Here is a 20,099-nt window from a genome sequence, read left to right as displayed (position 1 = left end):
GGGCGTACCCTACTAGACGAGGAATTTGCGTGTCATTGGAACCGGGGTCAGTGCATCTCCCTGTCAGTCGTCCGTTCCTGTGCCGTTCTTTCGCTGAGCGTCGCGCAATGAAAGCCAGATTTCGCCGACTTCGTTGAGGTGACCCTGGAATTCGGCGTCAACCATTGCCTTGATTTGAGCCTTGGTCCGGGTCTGGATTCCGTTCGGATCCGGATCTGCCACCCACTGGCCACTTCGATAGGTCGTGGCGTAGTGCACGGTGGTCCCGTCGGAGTGCTGTACCAGGTAAGGGGAGCACTCGGCGTGGCCCGCGCCCTTCACCGTTCCGCAGGGTTCTCGCTCCGTGAACATGGCGCGTATCTGTATGTGCTGACTCGTGTCGGTGCCCCGTGCCTCATTCAGCCGCTTCACGTAGCCGACCAGGTGAGGTTCGGAGTGCGCGGTACTGACGCCCTTTTCGCCAGGCGGAATGGAGCTGTCGACGATGTAATTCGTCTTCTCGGATTGCGGATCGTACACCTCAATCACCGCATAATTGCGACCGCTGAAGTCCGGTCGAGTGTTGCTGGCACCGTCGCCTTCGGACGCGCTCTTGAGGTCCGATGCCGGTCGACCGGCATCCACGAGTTCCGCGAGAAGATGCTTGCGCACATTTCCTGCGAAGTCCTTTGCCTCCAAGAAGTTTGCCTTGCGGTGCTGCTTCACGCCGCGAGAGTCTTCTTCTTCCGCGGATTTCGCATCGTTGGTCTGACGCCGCGCATCACGCCGAAGCGGAGCCGGGCGTTGAGGATTATCTTCCCACTTGTACGGCCGTTCGACGGGGTACGGGGAGACGCCGACGGCATGGCTCTCATGAAAGGAGAGGCTCAGACGGGCGATGATCGATACCACCGCTCCGCGCTGCCCGGCGTCCATGTCCGCAAAGCCGTCGAGCCTTTGTCCGAGTTCCTCCGACGTCAGGGTGAAGCGCGGAGGCTTCTTCGAGGCACCTTCGGCGGCTCCGTCCTCCGGGGTGGAGTCGCCCTCCTCCGACGGCGACTCGGCCTCATCAGGGGTCAGGTGCTGGATGAGCGCTTCGATACTTCCGTCATCGACCCAGTCGCGCACGCTGTCGTAGACAGCCTGCATATCCGTTTCGTAGACGTCGAGATTGTCCCGCAGCAGTTGCTGCCCCTCATCGGGCAGCACCCGGACATTCTCCGGTAGGTGATTGATCGGTTGCCCGTCCGGCATGCCGGGCTCTCGGTACTTGCTCTTGGGCTGGACCTGTCCGTCCTGCTCGGGTGAGCCCTCGTCGGTGCCGGCAGGATTCTCCGACGGACGGCGCCCCGTCTGTGCCGAAGAAGAGCTGTGCCGGTTGTGCTGTTCACTGGTGCCGGCAGAGGGGGCAAGCTGGAGAGGCTTGCGGTTGCTGTCCAGGGGTACGGCGAAGACGCCGTGTTCGCCGCTGTGCAGGGGCTTGTCGCTGCGGCGGCCCGTCTGGGCGTCGATGTAGGTGATTTTGCCGTTGTGGTTGACCACATTCCAGGCGTGAGCACGGCCGTCGGAGTGCTGGGTCACGATGACGGCCTGGGAGCCGTGCCCGGACTGGCGAAGAGCGTTCTCGATGCCCTGGAAGGCCTGGCGGCCGTTGCCGAAGTCCGTGAAGCGCGCTCCGAGGGAGTTCTCCATGCGGTCGCGGCCGCCGGTTTCACCGCGGTCGGACGCGACACCATCAGCAGTGAAGTCAGGTGTACGAGCCCCGGCCGCGGAAGGTGCGCCTGCATAGGTGTCAGCGGTGGACAGGGCCACGTCGACACAGTTGTTGCTGCGCCCCGGGGAATCGGCACCGGGCTGGTTGATGAAGTCCGTCCAGTTCCCTTGGTTCGGGTCCGGATGGCGCTGGACGGTGCCTTCCGGGGTACGGGGGATTCGGTTTTCGAGATCCCTCTGGTGCTCCGGGTCGGGATCGACGATTCCGCCTGGCTCCGTCCGGGGACGCGAGTCCGAGGCCGGATGCGAGGGCTCGGGTTGGCTGTCGGGTGCCGGGGCCGGCACATCGTGTGAGGGGTCGGCATCGTGATGGTCCGACGGGTCCGACGGGAGATCCTGCTCTCGGTGGCCCCCAGGAGCCGGGTAGGAAGCGTCGTCGTCCCTCTCGGCGCCCGGCTCCGAAGCTTCCGATTCCGAGTCGCTCGGAGGATAGAGCGGCTGTGCCTCCGCATCCAGGGGGAGGTGCCAGACCTCGCCCACGTCCGCGGTGTTGATCGGCCGGTTCATTACCTCGCGCGACTGGGTGTCCACCCAGACGACAGAGCCGTGGTAATTGACCGCGTTGAAGAGATGGGACGAGAACGGGTCTCCATCGCTGTCGACATACCCGACCCAGACGATGGCTGCGGCTCCGTGTCCGGCGTTCCGCAGATCCTCCGCGACCCGCGAGTACGCCAGGGCATCGTCGCCCGCGTGTTGAAATTCCGCGCCGAGCCAGCGCTGGATGTTGTCCTCGCCGTCTCTCTCGCCGAAGTCGCCGTCCTGCATGCGAGGTGCGGATACCTGTGGGTTGCCGTACCAGGTCTCCAGGTACGAGCGGCTGCAATCGGCGCAGTTGTCGTCGCGGCCCGGTACGGACTGGCCGCCGTCGTTCTGGAGATCTGCCCAGTCGCCGTAGGGGTCGGGGAACCGCTGGAAGTAGCCGTCCTCGTCGCGTGGTACGGCATCCTCGAGTGCTTGCTGGTCGTGGGGGTCGGGCAGGACGAGTCCGCCCTCGCCCTCCAGGAGCTCGTGGCGGATGCCCTCGAAGCTTGGTTGGTGGTAATCCCCGGTGTCGGCGGGCGGCTGCCCGGAGGGCGGGGTATCGGTGTCGTTCTGCTCCTCCGAATCGGGGGAAGAAGCATCGGCTTCGTGGTCCTGAGGCGTGCCCTCCGGCCGAGAGGAGTGGTCGGCGTCATCGTCGTCACTGTGGTCGACGGACGCGCCGGGCTCTGCCGGTTCTTGGACGTCGGAGTCCGGTGTTTGGGTAGTCCGGTGTGGCTCCGTGTCAGGTCGTGGGGCGGTGTCACCCGCGTCCGGCCGAGCGCTGTCGTTGGGCCGCGCGGAGTCCGGTGTGGCTGGTGACCCGCTGACGCCCTCCGGAGCTGCCGGGTGTGGTGGGTTCTGCGGGGACGGCTGCAGGTACGGGTTGTTGTTCGGGGGCTGCTGGTGCGGTGGCTGGGTGTACGGGCTGGGCTGCTGCTGGGCGTATTGGCTCTGCTGGTGCTGTTGTGCCTGAGCCTGTGCCTGTTGCTGGGCGTGCGCCTGTGCTTGAGCGTGCTGTTGGGGCTGGGATTGCTGGTGGTTCTGAGGCTGGGATTGAGCCGTGGCGGGGTCGAACGGCTGGCGGTTGGCGTCCAGGACCAGGTGCCAGACACCCTTGGCCTGGGTGTTGATGGGCTGGTCGCTGACCATGCCGGTCTGGCTGTCGACCCAGACGACTGTGCCGTTGTGGTTGACCGCGTTGAAGACGTGCGCACCGCCGGAACTGCCGTCGGGCCGGTCGGGCCAGGTGACCAGAACCGCTGCGGCTGCGCCGGGCCCGGCCGCGCGGAGGTCATCGGCTATTCGGCTGTAGCCGTCCTGGGAGTTCGGCCCGGAATTACGGAATGTGGCGCCCGTGTACTGCTCGATGTTCCGGGTGCCGTCGCGTTCCCCGGATGCGCGGTCGATGCCGCCCTTGCCGTCCGGGTCATACGTGCGCACCGCGGACACCTGCGGGTTTCCGTACCAGGACTCCATGAAGGAGCGGGTGCAGTCGGCGCAGTTGTTGGAGCGCCCGAGCACGGTGGGACCACCGTCGTTCTGGAGCTGGGCCCAGGGCTGGAACGGGTCGTTGAACGCTCGCGGAGTGCCGTCCGGGTTCCGCGGGAAGCTTGCTTCCAGCGCCTGCTGGTCGTATGGGAACGGCGAATACAGGCCGTTCGGCTGGACGTTGAGACCGATCCGTACGTCGGTGTGGCTCTGCAGGTTCGGGGGCTGTGCCACCGGTGCCTGCTGTTCCGGGGTGGGCTGCTGCTGGCTGGGGTTCTGGTGCTGCGACTCGGGCTGCTGGTCAGGAGTCTGCTGTTGGTGCGGTGCAGGGTGTTGTTGCTGTTGGTTGTTTTGCGGCTGGTGCTGCTGAGGGGATTGCTGCTGCGTCGCCTGCTGCTGGGTGGGCGTGTTGCTATGGAGCGTGGGCTGAGCTTGATGCTGTGGTTGTTGCTGCTGTGTTGTCTGCTGCTGTTGGTTCTGGTGCGGCGCGCTGGGAGCCTGGGCCTGTTGGGAGGCTTCGGCCTGAGCCCGATCCGAACGGGTGGGGGTGGGCTGCTGGGTGTGGTCGTGGACGGTCTGGGAGCCGTCGGGGCGGCGGTTGTCGCCGGGGGGTGTGGTGGGGTTGTCGCGGCGGGGGCCGTCCAGGCGTGGATTGTAGGGCCGTGACGTTTCTTCGCGGCGGGGTCCGTCGAGGCGCGGGTTGTAGGCGGGGCGGTCCGAGGTGGGCTGCTGGGTGTGGTCCTGGATGGCCTGGGAGCCGTCGGGGCGGCGGTTGGGGCGGGGGGAAGTGTTGCCGCCTCCGGTGCTGTTGCTGGGCGGGGTGGTGCTGCGGGGTGGGGCGGTGGTGGGGCCGGGCTGGGGTGGGATGGGGCCCGTCATCATCGGGCCGTTGGCCTGGGGGGTGTGGGGCTGTGTGGCCTGTTGGGGCGGGGTGGGCGTGGTGGGGGTGCCGGTGTCGGCGGTGTGTTGGGTGGGTGGGGGCATCGTGGCGGTGCCCGCGGACTGGGTGGTGACGGTGGTGTCGTCGGTGTCGTCCACCGTGGGCATGGGGTCGCCGGGGGCGGGGTCGCGCTGCTGGATGGGCTGGCCGGACGAGGGGGAGTGCTGTACGGGGGCGCCTTGGGGCGGGGGGCCGGCGTGCGGCATCGAGGGGCGGCCGCCACTGCCGGTGGTCGAGTTGTCCCCGCTGTCCGTGCTGCTGTTGTTGTTGCTGTAGCCGTCGGGGGAGGCGGTGGAACTGTCGCCGGTGGAGGGCGGGTTGCCGGCCACGGGGTCCGGGGTCGGTGACGGGGCCGGAGTCGGCTGGGCGGCGTCGGGGGAAGGACCGCTCGCGTGGGGTGCGTCCGGGCGGGCGGCGTCCGGGGTGGTGTCCGCGGCCGGGGCGGGGCGCGCGCCGTCGGGGGAGTTGTCCGGAGCGGGCTGGGTGGTGACGTGGTCCGGGGCTGGGGCGGGGTTCGGGCGTACGGCGTCCGGGGTGGTGTCCTGTGCGGGCTGGGTGCTGATGTTGTCCGCGTCCGGGCGGGCCCCGTCAGGGGTGTTGTCGGGGGCCGGCTGGGTGCTGATCGAGTCGGGGGCGGGGCGGGAGGTGTCCGCGTCGGGGGTGGGGGTGCCGTCCGGGGTGGGGCCGGAGTCGGGGGTGGGGGAAGTCCCGTACGGGTTGTCGTTGCCGCCTGCGTAGCCCTCGTCGAAGGGGGAGCGCTGGTCCTGCGGCGGGAGAGGCTGCGCTTCCGGGCGGCTGGAGGAGCCGTCGGAGGAGGCGCCCGGGCCCGGGTCGTTACCCGCGCCCGCGTCCGAGCCGGAGTCGGCGTGCGTACCGGAGCCGTTGCCGCCGTCCGTACCCGTACCCGCGCTCACACTGTCGGAGGCGCGGGGGGAGTGGCTGGTGGAGCCGCCGGTGTCCGAGCCGCCGCGGTCGCCGCTGCCGGAGGAGTCACCGGCCGTGCTGCCGGAACCGCCACCGTCGGACCCAGCGCTCGAACCCGACGCCGAGTTGCTGCCGGAGTCGCCGCCAACGGACCCGCTGCCGCCGGAGCCACCGTCGGACCCACTGCCGGACCCGCTGTCCGACCCACCGCTCCCGGAGCTGCTGCGCGACCCGCCGCCATCGGACCCGCTGCTCCCCGAGCCGCTGTCCGAGCCGCCGCTCCCCGACCGGCTGCGCGAACTGCTGGAGCCGGAGCCGCCGTCGCTGCCGCTGTCGGAGGAGTCGCCGCCGTCCTCGCTGCCGTGGCCCGCCGCGCTGTCCAGGCCGCCGCGGGCGCGACGGCCGGCGCGGCTGCCGGCGCCGTCGCGGAGGCTCTCGCCCAGGGTCTCGCCGGTGTTCTTGAGGGCGTCGGTGGCGGCCTTTTCGCCTTCCTTGGCGGTGCGGCCGAGGTCGTAGCCCTTCTGGGCGCCGAAGTTCTGATTGACGGTCTGGGCGATCAGGTCGGAGGCCATGGCCTGGAGCGCGGAGATCACCGGCTCCTTGGCTGCCTCCATGATCGCCTGAAGCAGCTGCTGGGCGACCTCCTTGAGGATTCTGCGGACCACCTCACGGGTCGCCAATGTCGCCGCTGCGCCGCCGATTTCGGACAGGCCGAGCGTGAACGGCGCCGCCACCTGCGCCGCGATGATCTCAGCGGCCAGGATCGCCAGCTGGACGATCACCGCGACCTTCATGCCGATGACCAGCACGGCCGCGGCCTCGAAGGTGGCGGCGATGACCTCGGCGGCCTGCGCGGCGTCGTTGAGATACCCCGAATTTCCCGCGAATTTCTCCCAGGCCTTGTTGAAGCCCTCGATGGCATCACCGGAGTTCTCACCGAGCACATTGCTCGCGTAGGTGTTGCCGCGCGACTGGTGTTCCGCGACTTCCGCCGCGAAGTCCCGCCAGGCCTGCGCGCACTCCATCATCTTGTCTTCGTCGGCATGCGGCCAGTTGAAGCCGAGCATGTCCAGAACCCATTCAAGGGCATCCGGCGGATTCAGCGACAAGGTGGAACTCCCCCGTGAAAAAAGTGCATTCAAGTGCGTAGCGGACGCGCCCCACGCGCGCCCGCTACGTCAGGAATCCGGGACCGGCCGACGCCGGTTGCCCGGAGGGCCCGCAAAGCCATACGGGACACCGCGGACACGCCCTAGTGCTTGACCTGCGTGATCGAGGTGCGGACCGTGCCGTCGACCGTCGGGTCCTGCCACGCCCGGTCGTTCTTGACCTGGTGCTTCATCAGGGAGTCGGTGAAGTCCTCGTTCTCCGCGTGGTTCTTGGACATCGACGTCAGCGCCCGGCCGATCTCCTTGAGCTTCGCGACGAGATGCCCCATCGACTCGTTCATGCCGTCCCGCACACCCTCATAGACGACGCCGAAGTTCTCGCCGAGTTCGTCATCGCCCCACGGCGGAGCGCCGTCCTTGCTGTTGAACGTCAGCAGACCACTCAGGAACTGCTCGCCCTGCGACTTCTCCGGCGGCGGCTTCTCGTTGCCATCGCTGGGGGGACCGGCATTCAGCTCGTGCAGGCGGTCCATCATCCGCGCGACGGAGGAGGCGAAGTCGTCGCTGAGCTTGACGAAATTCGTCCCCTCGGCCTTGAGGCTTTCCACGTCTGTCTGGAAACCGCCGGCGCCTGCCATAACGTCCCCCGCGTTCGCAATGGTTACTCCGTAAGATTCTGGCCAAAGCTTAACGGGCGTGGTTGACCCTTCGCCAGGCCCCCTGTAGTCGCCAACCGCGCCGAGATCAGCTCCGGTTCAAGCTGCCTGCCTCGTGACGGACCGCCACCGCGGGCCTCAAGCAGGGAAGGGCCACTTCACGTTCCGCGGCGCCAGTGAGGACCAGCGACCAGCGCCCCACCGCCGAGGGGTCAGGGGGTTTTCCGGGCGCGCAGGCGGTGGTAGAGCTCCACGGCCGGTTCCGGGGGGAAGTTGGGCAGGAAGGTCACCTCGCCGTCGGACTTGGCGATGACGACGTTGCTGCCGCCGGGCTCCGTGGGTGGGGCGGTGGGGTCCTCGGGCGGCGGCCAGCCGGCGTGGATCAGGTAGCCGATGTCGAATTCGTGGACGAACAGTTCGGCGGGGCCGCCCGGTGAGCCGACCTCGGAGAAGTGCCGTCGGCCGATCTCCAGTGCCTCGTCCGCGTTCGCCGGGACCGGCTGCGGGCCGGTCTGCGGGGGGAGCGGGGGCGGCGTGGGGGGCAGGCCCGGGGTGCCGGCCGACGGGTCTGAATCGGTCATGTTCTGACTCCCTGGTACTGGACACGCGGACGAGGGCCAACCTAACTCACGCTGTCATGGCCCGATCGGTTCGCCTTCGGGGCCGGGCGACTCACCCGAACAGCACATAAGACAGCCAGAATTCCAGCAGTTCGGCGTCGCCGGTGATCTCGTACGGGCCGTTGTCGGCGGGGGCGCGGCCGTAGATGAGGAGTAGGAGGTCCGTCAGGGGGGCGTGGACAGAGACGGTGGCGGGTTTTTGGGTGCGGTGCCAGGTGAGGGTGTTGCCGGTGAGGTCGACGAGCCAGTCGGCGGCGGCTTCCGGTGGGGTGTCCGTGGCGTGGAAGTGGAGGGTGCGGCCGGGGCCGAGGAGGGCGCGCCGGTCGGGGTGGTAGTCGAACATCTCGGGCAGGGAGCCCAGTTCCATCCACTCGTCGAGGCAGTCGAGGGCGACCCGCTGGTCGAGGGTGAAGTCCGTGCCGAGGGTCAGTGTGACGTCGGCGCGGTGCATGACCGTCTCGTGGGCCATGCGGCGGGCGAAGAAGCGGGGGGAGCCGGAGGGGAGCGGGGTCCAGATCCGGGCGTCGGGGCCTGTGGTGCGGAGCGTGTCCGCGAGGAGGCGGGCGCCCTCGGTGAGCCAGGCGGCGAGTGCGGCCGGGGTCTCGGTGGTCTCGCGGGGGAGGTCCCGGAGGGCGGTGTCGGGCGGGGGCTCGGTCGCCCGGGTCCGGACGACCTCAGCGACCCAGCGGTGGGCCTCGCCCAGATGCCGGAGCAGTTGGGCGAGGTTCCATTCGGGGCAGGACGGCACGGCGGCCGTCAGCGAGGTGTCCTCGTCGAGGGCGGCGGTCAGCAGGTCGGCCTGGTCGACGATTTCGGCGCAGTGGGCGTCGTAATCCATGGGGGCGTACATGGCGTCACGGTAGAGGGCGTGGCGGACAAAGCGCCGTTATCGCGCGGAAACGGGCGCCGTCAGGCGGAAGCGCAGGCGGCAGATCGCGGCGTCGGTGTCCCGGCGTACCGCGTGGGCGACGACCGCGCCGCGCTGGTTCTGGAGCAGGCGCTGCCAGAGGTGCGCGGGCTCGGCCTCCGGGATCAGCACGGTGATGCGGCTGCCGGGCCGACGGGTTGCCAGCTTGTTGACATAAGCGGCGACGGGGCGGCCGAGGGAGCGGGTGGGCGAGGGCAGTTCGAGGAGGTCCACGCCGGGGTCCCAGAGTTCCCAGTCGCGGCGGAGGGCCTCGGTGGCCGGGCGGTCCTCGGGGGTGTCGTGGGTGACGGTGACCGCGACCACCTCGTCGCCGAGGGACACCGCCGCGTTCAGGGCCTCGCAGGTGAGCCGGGAGAGGTGCGACACGGGGACGACGACCAGCGAGCGGGCGCGGCGCGGGGGTTCGGGGAGACGGCCCAGGCCGAGGCGGGCGCCGATCCGGGCGTAGGCGCGGTGCACCGCCTCGAAGGCCAGGACCAGGAGGGGCAGGGCGACGACGATCAGCCAGGCGCCCTCGGTGAATTTGGTGGCGGTGACGACGACCGCCGAGACGCCGGTGAGCAGGGCGCCGGCACCGTTCAGCAGGGCCTTGGCGCGCCAGCGGGGGGAGCGTTCGCGCCGCCAGTGCCGGACCATCCCGGTCTGGCAGACGGTGAAGCCGGCGAAGACTCCGATGGCGAACAGCGGGACGAGGGTGTTGGTGTCGCCGCCGGAGAAGAGGAGCAGCGCGGCGGCGACGGCGGCGAGCGCCAGTACGCCGTGCCGGTGCACCTGGCGGTCCGCCTTCAGGCCGAAGACGTGCGGGAGGTGGTTGTCCCGGGCCAGCAGGCCCATCAGGACGGGCAGGCCGCCGAAGGAGGTGTTCGCGGCGAGGGCCAGCAGCACCATGGTGGCGAACTGGACGACGTAGAACGCGGCGTTGTGGCCGAGGGAGGCGTCCGCGAGCTGGGCGAGGACGGTGACGCCTGCGACCGGCTGGAGGTGGAAGCGGCCGATGAGGACGGACAGCCCGATCAGCATCACGCCGAGCAGCACCCCGAGCGCGACCTCGGTGCGCTGGGCGCGCCGGGCCGCCGGGGCCCGGAAGGACGGCACCGCGTTGGCGACCGCCTCGACACCCGTCAGCGCCGAGCAGCCGGCCGCGAACGCCTTGAGCAGCAGCAGGGCGCCGACCGCGGTGGCGTTGTCGGCGAGGACGGAGGCGTGTCCGGCGGCGCTGGTGGTGGCGGCCGGGGCGGAGCGGAGGAGCCCGGCGGCGATCACCGTCAGGATGGCGCCGACGAAGACGGCGGTGGGAACGAGGAAGGCTTTCGCCGTGTCGACGATGCCGCGCAGGTTGAGGGCGGTGAGGAGGACGAGGACGGCCAGGCAGATCGCCGTCCGGTCGTCGTAGAGGGCGGGGAAGGCCGAGGTCAGGGCCGCGACGCCGGCCGTCACGGAGACGGCGACGTTCAGGACGTAGTCGAGGACGAGGGAGGCGGCGGCGAACAGGGCGGTGCGGCGGCCGAGATGGGTCCTGGCCACCGCGTAGGAGCCGCCGCCGTTGGGGAAGGCCGCGATCACCTGACGGTAGGAGGCGACCAGGACGGCCAGCAGGGCGGCGATGGCGAGGGTGACGGGGAGCGTGAAGCCGAGTCCGTAGCCGCCCGCCGCGGCCAGGACCAGCACGATCGACTCGGGGCCGTACGCCACCGACGCCATGGCATCGAGGGAGAGGGCGGCCAGCCCCTGGAGGGCGGTGAGCCGGTGCCGGGCGTCGGGGTCGGCGGCCACGGGGCCGCCGTCGCCGAGCGTGGAGCTGGAGCTGGAGCTGGAGCCGGGGCCGGGGCCGGAGCAGGAGGCCGGGCCGGTGCCGCCCGGCCGGGTGGTGGCGGTGCTGACGGTATCCGGCGGTTCCTCCGGCCGGCCGTCGGGCTGGGACACCTGCGGCATCGTGCGTCGTACCTCCGTGCGTGCCGTGTGGGACCAGGCCAGCGTGCGGGGCGCGCGGGCCGCCGCCGCGGGCCTTGGCGGCCCCTTGGCGGACGGCGGCCCGTTCTTCACGGGGCCTTGACGCGGGGGAGGACGGTGAGTTGGGAGGGGGCGGGGCGCCGTGAGGGTCTCCCGGAAGGGTGGTGCCTGCCCGGCCTGCCCGGCGCACGGCCGTGGCCCGCCGCCGGCCCAGCTCAGCTGAGGGGTGCCCCGAGTGCCGCCCGCAGGTCACGGAAGCGGACCAGCCGGACCCCGCAGAAGTCCTCGGGGTCGTCCTCCAGGTTGAAGCAGGCGGCGATGATCCAGACCACCAGGAAGAGGTAGCCGCCCAGCCAGCGGCGGAACAGCCGGGGGGCCCGCGGCCGGCCGGCGTCCGTCTCCAGGACGACACGGGTACGGGTCGCGAACTTGCCCAGGCTCGCGCCCGCGATTCGGGTCAGCACCACATGATTGAGGAACGAGAGGCCGAAGCCCGCGCCCGCCACCGCGTAGAAGGTCTGCAGGCCCGGCAGGTCGGCGGCGGAGCGGAGCGCGACGTACGCGGCGGTCAGGGCCAGCAGCCCGTCGAGGAGGATCGCCCCGAACCGGCGCATGGGGCCCGCCTCTTCGGGGACGCGTACGGGCGCGGTGCGTGGAGCGTACGGGTCGTGGGGAGCAGGCTGCTGGGCATACGGGTGCTGCGGCCCCTGAGAGGGATGCGGGGCTCCCTGATAGGGGTGCTGCGGCTCCTGGTACGGGTGCTGCTGTCCCTGATACGGCTGCTGGTACCCCTGATACGGGGGCTGCTGACCCTGCTGCGGACCCTGATAGGGATGCTGCTGACCCTGGTACGGGTGCTGCGGCGCCTGCGGCTGTTGTGGTGCCTGCGGCTGCTGCTGGGCATACGGGTGCGGCTGATGCGGGTGGGGAGGTGGCGGCCCCTGCTGCGAGGGCTGCTGTGGAGGGAAAGGTCGCTCGTACACGGGTACGGATCTTTCCATGCCCCGTAGGGGGTCAGAACGCCGCGGCGGGCCGGGAGAAGTCGTAGCGGACACCGGTGAGTTGCTCCGAGGCTGCCCACAGGCGCTCGCCGTTGGCGTCCTTCTTGGTCCACGGTGCGCGGAAGGACTGGGCGGGGGCGCCGCGCAGCCCGCTGCGCGGGCCGATGAAGGAGTCCGGCCGCATGTGCGGGGCGGTGGCCGCGCAGAGGGTGCCCAGGGCGCCGCCGTCCGGGGACTGCGCGACGAGGCGGTTGGCGAGTTCGATGGCCCGCTCGGCGGAGCCGCGGCCCTCCATCCGGGCGCCCGCGGTCTGGAGGTTGGTGGAGGCGTAGCCGGGGTGCGAGGCGGCCGGCACGACCTGCGAACCGGCCGCGGCCAGCCGCCGGGCCAGCTCGTGGACGAAGAGGAGGTTGGCGCTCTTGGAGCGGGCGTAGGCGATCCAGCGGCGGTAGGAGTGCTCGCTGTTGAGGTCGCTGTAGTCGAGGTCGGCGAGGGCGTGCAGCATGCTGGAGACGGTGACGACCCGGGCGCCGGGCGTGGCGAGGAGCTTGGGCAGCAGCAGCCCGGTCAGCGCGAAGTGACCGAGGTGGTTGGTGCCGAACTGCATCTCGAAGCCGTCGGCGGTGGTGCGGTGCGGCAGGGCCATCACCCCCGCGTTGTTGATGAGCAGGTCGAGGCGGTCGCCGTCGAAGTCGTCGAGGGCGGCGGCGAAGTCGCGTACGGAGGACAGGTCGGCCAGGTCGAGCGGCCGGAACTCGGCCTCGGCGGTGGGCACTTCGGCGCGCAGCCGGTCCAGGGCGGCGATCCCGCGCGCCTCGCTACGGCAGGCCAGCAGTACACGGGCGCCCTGGCGGGCCAGTTCGCGTGCGGTGACGTAGCCGATGCCGCTGTTCGCGCCCGTGACGACCGCCGAGCGGCCCGTCTGGTCGGGGATATGGCTGGTGTTCCACCTGGTCACGCCTGCGCTCCTCCGTAGGGGGCAACCAGGTTACGCCGCGCGCTGGGACGGATGGGGTCGGAGGGGCTGAGGTGACAGCGTGACAGCCACGGCGCGCCCGGACCTCGTCCGCGACGTCCGCCGCTACCCTCACGTCCGCGACGCCCTCTCTCACGGAGGGACGCTCCCACCGAGGGGCCACCGAGGGAAGCCCCCGCCGACACGCCCCCACCACAGAACCCCCGTCGCGACAGCCCCGCCCAGGCTCACTCCCCTTCGGCAAGGCGCTTGATGGCCGAGAGGCGGGTGTCCCAGGCGGCGGCCACCCGGTCCATCCATCGGGCGGTGACCCCCAGCCGCTCCGGGACGACCCGGTAGCGGGCTTCCCTGCCCTCCCGGTGGCCGGCGACCAGACCGGCCCGGTCCAGGACGCCCAGGTGTTTGACGATGGCCTGGCGGCTGACGGGGAGTTCCGCCGCCAGGACCGTGGCGGTCGCCTCGCCGTGGGCGGCGAGCGCGTCGAGTATCCGGCGCCGGGTCGGGTCCGCCAGGGCGGCGAACACCTCCGCCACGGCGTCCCCGCCCGCGCCGGGACCCGCGCCCGCCTGGCGCTCCGCTCCCGCCCCGGCCCCGGCGTCCGGCCCTGCTCCGGCCCCGGCCTCCGGCCCTGCTCCGGCCTCCGGCCCCGGCGCTGCCTCCTTCGTCATGCCGCGAGCTGCTCCGTGTACCGCCGGATGTTCTCCACCTGGCCGGACCAGCCCGCCGAGTGGCTCTCGTAACCGGCCGTCCTCCGCCGCTCCTCGGGGATGGCGAGCGCGGCGAATCCGGTCTCCACGACGCGCAGCCGGGTGCCGTCGCCCTCCGGGGTGAGCGTGAACTCGACGACGGTGGAGTTGCCCTCGGTCGCCACCTCGCCCGGGAAGGCGCTGGCCCAGCGGTACGAGAAGCGGTGCGGCGGGTCCACGGTCACGACGGTGGTCGGGAACTGGCCGTACTCGCCGTGGTCGAGCCGCATGATGCCGCCCGGCCGCAGGTCGACCGGTGCTGGCTCGCCCTGCCCGAACCACGAGCCGACATGCTCCGGCTCGGTGAGCACGGCCCAGACCCGCTCGACGGGCGCGGCGATGCTGATCTCCCGCTCGATACGGTCCTGGCCGCCGCCCGCGTCGCTGTCCGTGCCCCCGTCGGTGCCGCTGCCGGTGTTCTGGTTGCCGTCGGTGCTCATGACGTGCGCCTCCTGCCGTTCTCGGGTCGGCTGCTCAAGCCTTACGTGCTACCCAATGGTTGCACGTAGGCGGAGGAGGTGCAACCGAAAGGTTGCGCGTCAGCCCGGCGGTCGCGAGCGACGATCACCCGGCCACCCCGCCCCACACGCCCCGCCTGCCCTACACGCCCCGCGTGCCCCGTACGCCCGGCACGCTCCGTACGCGATACGTCGGTACCGACACCGACGGATCGTCCAGGCAGCTCCCCGACGCCAGGTCGAATCGCTGCTTGAGCAGGGGCGATGCCACGAACGGGCGGCCGTCGGCCGAGCCGGTCAGGCCGCGGGAGAGGACCTGGGCGCCGGTGAACGGATCGCGGTTGGCGATCGCGTAGGTCTGCCCGGCGCGGTCGGCGAAGAGCGCGGCCTGGGTGCCGTCCGGGAGGAGCGCGGCCACACCGCGCCCCGGGGTGAGGTCGGCCGGTGCGCAGACCGCGACCCATCCCTCGGGGCAACGGATCTCGACCGTGGCGGCCGTAGTGGCGGAGCCCTCCACGGCGCCGTCCACAGGGCCCTCCACGGAGCCCCCGGCGACGGCCGCGAGGTCCTCCTCGGTGCGGGCGAGCGCGACGGCGGCGGTGGCAGTGGCGATGGCGGTGGTCATCAGACGGAGGTCCCTTCCAGGGTGCGAACGGGCAGGGTCGGGCCGGCCAGCAGCGTCAGGTCCGGCTTGACCTGGTCGCGTTCCGGTACGAAGCGGACGGACGGGTCGGGCGCGTCGGGCGCGTTGACGAAGGAGACGAAGCGGGCCAGCCGCTCCGGGTCGGCGAGGGTCTCGGCCCACTCGTCGCGGTAGTGGGTGACATGGGCGGCCATCAGGGCCTCCAGCTCGTCGCACAGCCCCAGGGAGTCATGGACGACGACGTCCCGGACGTGGTCGAGGCCGCCCTCGATCCGCTCCAGCCAGGCGGAGGTGCGCTCCAGCCGGTCGGCGGTGCGGATGTAGAACATCAGGAAGCGGTCGATCAGGCGGATCAGCTCGGCGTCGCTCAGGTCCTGGGCGAGCAGGTCGGCGTGGCGCGGATCGGCGCCGCCGTTTCCGCCCACGTACAGGTTCCAGCCGTTGGAGGTGGCGATGACGCCGAAGTCCTTGCCGCGGGCCTCCGCGCACTCCCGCGCGCACCCGGACACTGCGGACTTCAGTTTGTGCGGGGAGCGCAGCCCCCGGTAGCGCAGCTCCAGATCGATGGCCATACGGACCGAGTCCTGTACGCCGTAGCGGCACCAGGTCTGCCCCACGCACGACTTCACGGTGCGCAGCGCCTTGCCGTAGGCGTGCCCCGACTCGAAGCCCGCGTCCACCAGCCGGGCCCACACCTGCGGGAGTTGGTCCACCCGGGCGCCGAAGAGGTCGATCCGCTGGCCGCCGGTGATCTTGGTGTAGAGGCCGAAGTCCCGGGCCACCTCGCCGATCACGATCAGCTTGTCCGGGGTGATCTCCCCGCCGGGGATGCGCGGCACGATCGAGTACGAGCCGTTGCGCTGGAGGTTGGCGAGGAAGTGGTCGTTGGTGTCCTGGAGGGCGGCCTGTTCGCCGTCGAGGACATATCCGTCGGCGCCGACGCTGGGCGCGAGGGAGGCGATGATCGAGCCGACGGTGGGCTTGCAGATCTCGCAGCCGTCGCCGTTCCTGGCCTCCGGGCGGCCGTGCGAGTCCAGCAGCGCGGCGAAGGACGTCAGCCGCAGGGTGCGGACGATCTCGTAGAGCTCGGCGCGGGTGTGCGGGAAGCAGCCGCACAGCCCGGTGTCGAGGGTGGCGCCGGACGCGGCCAGCTCGTCGTTCAGCACGGCGGTCAGCGACTTCACACAACTGCCGCAGCCGGTACCGGCCTTGGTGCACTTCTTCACCTCGGGCAGCGTCCCGCAGGAGTGCTCGGTGACCGCCGCCCGGACCGTCCCCTTGGTCACGTTGTGGCAGTTGCACAGCACCGCGCTGTCCGGCAGCGCGGACGGGCCGAGCGCGGCGCCCCCACCCCCGGCCCCGGCGGGCAGCACCAGCTGCTCGGGCGGCACCGGCGGCACGCTGCCGGTCAGCGGCCGCAGCATGCCGTACGCCTCGGCGTCGCCGACCAGCACCCCGCCCAGCAGCTCACCCGCGGCGCCGATCACCAGCTTCTTGTAGACGCCGCTGCGGGCGTCCGCGTAGAGCACGTCGAGACAGCCGTCGGTGGCGCCGTGCGCGTCGCCGAAGGAGGCGACGTCCACCCCGAGCAGCTTGAGCTTGGTGGACAGGTCGGCGCCGGTGAAGCTCTCGGGCGCGCCGGTGCCGGCGCCGAGGGTGTCGGCGAGGGTGGCGGCGGCCGCGCGGGCCATGTCGTAGCCCGGCGCGACCAGTCCGTAGACGCGGCCGTCGGCGGCCAGCGCGCACTCGCCGATCGCGTACACGGCGGGGTCGGCGGTGCGGCACCGTTCGTCGACGACGATGCCGCCGCGGTCGCCGACCGGCAGCCCGCAGTCCCGGGCGAGCTGGTCGCGGGGCCGGACACCGGCCGAGAAGACCACCAGGTCGGTCTCGACGGTGGAGTCGTCCGACAGGCTCATGGCGGTCACCGCACCGGCCCCGTCCGCGACGATCTCCTTGCCGCCGACGCCGGTGTGCACCTCCAGGCCCTTCTCCTCGACGGTACGGCGCAGCGCTCGGCCGCCGCCCTCGTCGACCTGGAGGGCCATCAGCCGCGGCGCGAACTCCACGATGTGGGTGCGCAGCCCCAGCCCCTTCAGCGCCCCGGCCGCCTCCAGGCCGAGCAGTCCGCCGCCGACGACGACGCCGGTGCGGGCGTTCTTCGCGTACTCCTCGATGGCGAACAGGTCGTCGAGGGTGCGGTAGACGAAACAGCCCGCGCTGTCCTTGCCGGGCACCGGCGGCACGAACGGGTAGGAGCCGGTGGCCAGCACCAGGGCGTCGTAGCGGACGGTCAGGCCACTACGGGCGGTGACCGTGCGGGCCTCGCGGTCGACGGCGGTGGCGGGGTCGCCGAGGTGCAGTTCGATGCCGTGCCGGGCCATGAAGTCCGGGTCGACGAGACTCAGGTCGTCCGGGGTGCGGCCGGCGAAGTACGACGTCAGCTGGACGCGGTCGTAGGCCGGACGGGGCTCCTCGCACAGCACGACCACCCGCGCCCGCCCGGTGACACCACGGTCGGCCAGCTCCTCCAGGAAGCGCTGGCCGACCATGCCGTGGCCGACGAGGACGAGCGTGGGGGCGGTGCCAGGCGCGGCGGCTGGCGTGGCTTCCGGGTGCGGCGGCGTCGAGGTCATGTCCAGCAGCCTGCGGCCCGGCTGTTACCCGCCCGCATCTGCTCTGTTTCCCGGGCGGAACGCTGCCCTCAGTGGCGCGCGGACGGCCGTGTGAGGGCGGGGAACCCGTAAGGGGCGGGCCGCTCGGGCCCGCCCCTGGTCCTCAGGGTCAGCCCTGAGGCTGCGCCGGGCACAGCCGCCGCGGCTGCTGGTCGGTGCGCAGCTTCGCATCGACGCAGCCGCCCGGCAGACCGTCGTGGGCCCGGCTGCCGAAGTTGGCGGTGACGGTCAGCGCACCACCGCCGAAGACCGTGCGCTGCACGCTGCGGTCACCGGTCAGCCACCGGAACGAGGTCAGCTGTTCGGTCCCGGCCGCCCGGTGCAGCGGCGAGAAGTACTTCTGCAGCCTGGCCAGCTCGGGCCCGTTCTTCTCCAGCGTCGGGCCGTCGAGAACGTAGTTGAGCGGGGTGTTGTAGAGCATCGCCAGCAGCGCCCGGCCGGTCTTCTGGTCCGGCAGCTTGTCGTAGGACAGCTCCCACCGCTCGGCGTTGACCAGCGAGCCGTGCAGCGCGGTCTCGTACAGGGGCACCCGGTACTTGGGGTCGTACATGGCCGTGGCCAGCTCGGCGGGCAGCTTCACCGGCTTGAAGAAGATGCCCGGGGCCTTCTCCGGGTAGTAGCCGCCCCAGTTCTCGCGGTCCTTCTCCAGCTTCCACAGGCCGTCGGCGGCCGGGGTGCCCGAGCCGTGGTCGTAGGCCACCACCTTGTTGGCCCAGGCCTGCGCGGACTCCGAGCCGAGGACGAGGTCCTTGGACAGCCGCCGCATCCGCGCGAGCCGCATCGCACGGTCACCAGCCTTGGTCATCTCGTGGCCCTTGCCGTGGTCGCGGAACAGCTCACCCGTCGCGTCCACGTCGAGGAAGTAGCTGTCCGCCCCGTTGGCGACCATCGAGCGGGTGCGGTCGGCGAGGTAGTGCTTGCGCGGTTCGGCCCTCTCGAAGGCGCGGGAGCTGAGGTAGCAGCCGCGGTCCCCGAACCCGCCCTCCGGGGTGCCGTCCGCCTTCCGTATACAGAAGTCGGGGTAGACCCGGCCGGGCCAGACCGAGGTGGGGCTGTCGGCGGTCTTCGGGTCCTGCCCGTTGGCGAAGGTGTCGTACGGGCCGACGAGGTAGCCCGCCTTCTTGGCGGCCCGCACCGCCGCGGCGTTCATGGGGTCCGGACCGGCGTCGTACCCGAGCCACATCCGGTCCACGCCCAGCCGCTTCAGCTTGCCGACCCCGGAGGCGGTCCGGGCGTCGCCCCACACATAGGCGTGGAAGGCCCCGAGCAGCTTGCCGTTGGCCGGGTTCTGCCGGATCTTCCGGCTCAGGCTGCCGAGCTGCCCGTGCTGGGCCAGGTAGGAGCGGTAGTCGGTGGCGGGGGCGACCGGGTTGCCGTCGGTCAGGGCGAAGGAGACCTCGTAGTCACGGGTCCCCTCGCCGGCGTCGAAGGCGTGCGCGGCGGTGGTGCGCAGCCGCCCGCCGGTGGAGGCGAAGCGCAGCGAGGTCCCGATGTCGGTGGGCGTCAGATAGCTGACACCGGCCCCGCCGCCGGACCCGCCCTTGCCGCCGCCCATGGAGTAGCCCCACAGCGGAAGCGAGAGCCCCTCGCCCACGTCGACGGAGCTGCCGTCCAGTCCGCCCTTCTCCTCCCCGCCGTTCCAGAACGCGTCCCGCACCGGCACGTCCAGGCCCTCCCCGCGCGGCAGTTGCAGCGCGGACGCGCCCCGGTCGGTACCGGTCACCGGCCAGCTGACCTCCCCGTCACGGTCCGCCCGCAGCTTGATCCGCAGCCGCCCGCGCTCTGAACCGGCCGTCACCTTCAGCCCCTTGGCGGGGTACGTCCAGCTGGCCCCGTCGCCCGTCTGCGTCACCGGCCCCGGCTTCCCGAGCCCGCCGCCGCCCGCCGGACCGGACAGCACCAGCTCCCGCCCGCTCGCGGTACGCGCGCTCACCGCCAGCGAGGCGGTGTCGACCACGGCCGTACCACCGGCCACCGGCAGTTCGAGCCGGCTGCCCTCCAGCGTGCCGGCGGAGGCACTGTCACATCCGGCCACCCCGAGGGTGGTCGCGGTGAGCGCCAGCGAGGCGGCGAGGACGCGGGTGGCCGTGGTCCGGCTACGGCCGGTGTCCCGGGGGGACTTGGAAACGTCGGATGTCATGAGGACTGGATAGTCCCGAGTCTTAAGAGGCTTCTAAGAAGTCGCCTCATACGGCGGTCGGCGGCCGGATCTGAGGAGCCCCGCGCCGGGCCGCAGACGCCGTATACGCAGCAAGCTCCCGGGACTTGATCCCGGGAGCCTGCTGTGGGAGGACGAACGTGCGGGCTCATGGCCTTGTCAGCGACGCCGTCCGTGATGAAGCCGGTCTGCGCTTGTTACGCCAGGTCGCAGGCCTTGATCGCGTAGCTCTCCTTGACGTGGAGGTCCAGCAGCTCGCGCCAGCATGCGTCGTCGCCCACCGGGCCCCCGGGGGATGCCGCGACGGCACACGCCCTCTTCACTCCCGGGCCGATCGTGTAGCCCCTGCCCTTCAGGTAGGCGGTGCAGTCCGACGCGGACGCCGAGGCCGGCGTGGCGAGGGCCACCGGCACAGCCGCCGCGATCAGGGTCAGGGACGCGGCAGCAGCGGTACGACGCAGCGCTCCGCCCCGGCGGTTCGTACGGTCCTTGTCACGCATGGAACTTCCCCTCTTTTTCTGCATGGAGCTTCTCCCAGTGCCTCTTCCTG

At 71.4% G+C, this 20,099-nt stretch carries 14 protein-coding genes; 1 reads left to right on the top strand and 13 read right to left on the bottom strand.

Annotated elements, in window-relative coordinates; genetic code table 11:
- Positions 1–63 precede the first annotated feature (63 nt).
- From ACGFN2_RS12825 to ACGFN2_RS12800, 6 genes are all read right to left on the bottom strand, one after another.
- Complete coding sequence (locus tag ACGFN2_RS12825) at positions 64–6,738, bottom strand: toxin glutamine deamidase domain-containing protein (protein WP_393359759.1); 6,675 nt, start codon at positions 6,736–6,738, stop codon at positions 64–66.
- A 143-nt stretch (positions 6,739–6,881) separates the two neighbouring features.
- Complete coding sequence (locus tag ACGFN2_RS12820; protein WP_362606394.1) at positions 6,882–7,346, bottom strand: hypothetical protein; 465 nt, start codon at positions 7,344–7,346, stop codon at positions 6,882–6,884.
- A 260-nt stretch (positions 7,347–7,606) separates the two neighbouring features.
- Positions 7,607–7,975 carry a hypothetical protein gene (locus ACGFN2_RS12815; protein ID WP_393359757.1) on the bottom strand — a complete coding sequence of 123 codons (369 nt, stop codon included), beginning with the start codon at positions 7,973–7,975 and terminating at the stop codon, positions 7,607–7,609.
- 91 nt (positions 7,976–8,066) lie between these two features.
- On the bottom strand, positions 8,067–8,864 hold the full coding sequence (locus tag ACGFN2_RS12810; RefSeq protein ID WP_393359755.1) for a maleylpyruvate isomerase family mycothiol-dependent enzyme: 798 nt from the start codon (positions 8,862–8,864) through the stop codon (positions 8,067–8,069).
- Between the two features lie 36 nt (positions 8,865–8,900).
- Entirely contained in the window at positions 8,901–10,874 is a 1,974-nt protein-coding gene (locus ACGFN2_RS12805) for an APC family permease (protein WP_393359753.1), read from the bottom strand.
- Between the two features lie 233 nt (positions 10,875–11,107).
- Positions 11,108–11,506, bottom strand: coding sequence for an RDD family protein (locus ACGFN2_RS12800; protein ID WP_362606406.1), 399 nt, complete (start codon positions 11,504–11,506; stop codon positions 11,108–11,110).
- 54 nt (positions 11,507–11,560) lie between these two features.
- On the opposite strand from ACGFN2_RS12800, the gene ACGFN2_RS12795 reads away from it, so the two are divergent.
- Positions 11,561–11,902, top strand: a complete 342-nt coding sequence (locus tag ACGFN2_RS12795) for a hypothetical protein (protein ID WP_393359751.1) — start codon at positions 11,561–11,563, stop codon at positions 11,900–11,902.
- A 4-nt stretch (positions 11,903–11,906) separates the two neighbouring features.
- On the opposite strand, the gene ACGFN2_RS12790 is transcribed toward ACGFN2_RS12795, so the two are convergent.
- The 7 genes from ACGFN2_RS12790 to ACGFN2_RS12760 form a co-directional block, all read right to left on the bottom strand.
- On the bottom strand, positions 11,907–12,851 hold the full coding sequence (locus ACGFN2_RS12790; RefSeq protein ID WP_393359749.1) for an oxidoreductase: 945 nt from the start codon (positions 12,849–12,851) through the stop codon (positions 11,907–11,909).
- Positions 12,852–13,096: 245 nt separating this feature from the next.
- Positions 13,097–13,402 carry a metalloregulator ArsR/SmtB family transcription factor gene (locus ACGFN2_RS12785; protein WP_362606540.1) on the bottom strand — a complete coding sequence of 102 codons (306 nt, stop codon included), beginning with the start codon at positions 13,400–13,402 and terminating at the stop codon, positions 13,097–13,099.
- Positions 13,403–13,533: 131 nt separating this feature from the next.
- Positions 13,534–14,055, bottom strand: a complete 522-nt coding sequence (locus ACGFN2_RS12780; RefSeq protein WP_393359747.1) for an SRPBCC family protein — start codon at positions 14,053–14,055, stop codon at positions 13,534–13,536.
- A 160-nt stretch (positions 14,056–14,215) separates the two neighbouring features.
- On the bottom strand, positions 14,216–14,554 hold the full coding sequence (gene nirD / locus ACGFN2_RS12775) for a nitrite reductase small subunit NirD (RefSeq protein WP_393359854.1): 339 nt from the start codon (positions 14,552–14,554) through the stop codon (positions 14,216–14,218).
- A gap of 143 nt (positions 14,555–14,697) precedes the next feature.
- Positions 14,698–17,352, bottom strand: a complete 2,655-nt coding sequence (gene nirB, locus ACGFN2_RS12770) for a nitrite reductase large subunit NirB (protein WP_393359745.1) — start codon at positions 17,350–17,352, stop codon at positions 14,698–14,700.
- Positions 17,353–17,500: 148 nt separating this feature from the next.
- Positions 17,501–19,531, bottom strand: coding sequence for a glycoside hydrolase (locus ACGFN2_RS12765; RefSeq protein WP_393359743.1), 2,031 nt, complete (start codon positions 19,529–19,531; stop codon positions 17,501–17,503).
- 215 nt (positions 19,532–19,746) lie between these two features.
- A complete protein-coding gene (locus ACGFN2_RS12760) occupies positions 19,747–20,049 on the bottom strand; it encodes a hypothetical protein (protein WP_393359741.1) in 303 nt (100 codons plus the stop codon).
- Positions 20,050–20,099: the final 50 nt, after the last annotated feature.

Source organism: Streptomyces sp. NPDC048612 (genome assembly GCF_043199295.1).
In the GTDB taxonomy this organism is placed as follows: domain Bacteria; phylum Actinomycetota; class Actinomycetes; order Streptomycetales; family Streptomycetaceae; genus Streptomyces.
The sequence above is the reverse complement of the archived record's forward strand: the minus strand, read 5'-3'. Positions and strand labels throughout refer to the sequence as shown.

What these genes read in the sequence shown, in the direction of transcription:
- nirB (WP_393359745.1), bottom strand. Translation starts at nt 17,352, where the DNA reads ATGACCTCGACGCCGCCGCACCCGGAAGCCACGCCAGCCGCCGCGCCT.
- ACGFN2_RS12780 (WP_393359747.1), bottom strand. Translation starts at nt 14,055, where the DNA reads ATGAGCACCGACGGCAACCAGAACACCGGCAGCGGCACCGACGGGGGC.
- ACGFN2_RS12800 (WP_362606406.1), bottom strand. Translation starts at nt 11,506, where the DNA reads ATGCGCCGGTTCGGGGCGATCCTCCTCGACGGGCTGCTGGCCCTGACC.
- ACGFN2_RS12810 (WP_393359755.1), bottom strand. Translation starts at nt 8,864, where the DNA reads ATGTACGCCCCCATGGATTACGACGCCCACTGCGCCGAAATCGTCGAC.
- ACGFN2_RS12760 (WP_393359741.1), bottom strand. Translation starts at nt 20,049, where the DNA reads ATGCGTGACAAGGACCGTACGAACCGCCGGGGCGGAGCGCTGCGTCGT.
- ACGFN2_RS12815 (WP_393359757.1), bottom strand. Translation starts at nt 7,975, where the DNA reads ATGACCGATTCAGACCCGTCGGCCGGCACCCCGGGCCTGCCCCCCACG.
- ACGFN2_RS12805 (WP_393359753.1), bottom strand. Translation starts at nt 10,874, where the DNA reads ATGCCGCAGGTGTCCCAGCCCGACGGCCGGCCGGAGGAACCGCCGGAT.
- ACGFN2_RS12765 (WP_393359743.1), bottom strand. Translation starts at nt 19,531, where the DNA reads ATGACATCCGACGTTTCCAAGTCCCCCCGGGACACCGGCCGTAGCCGG.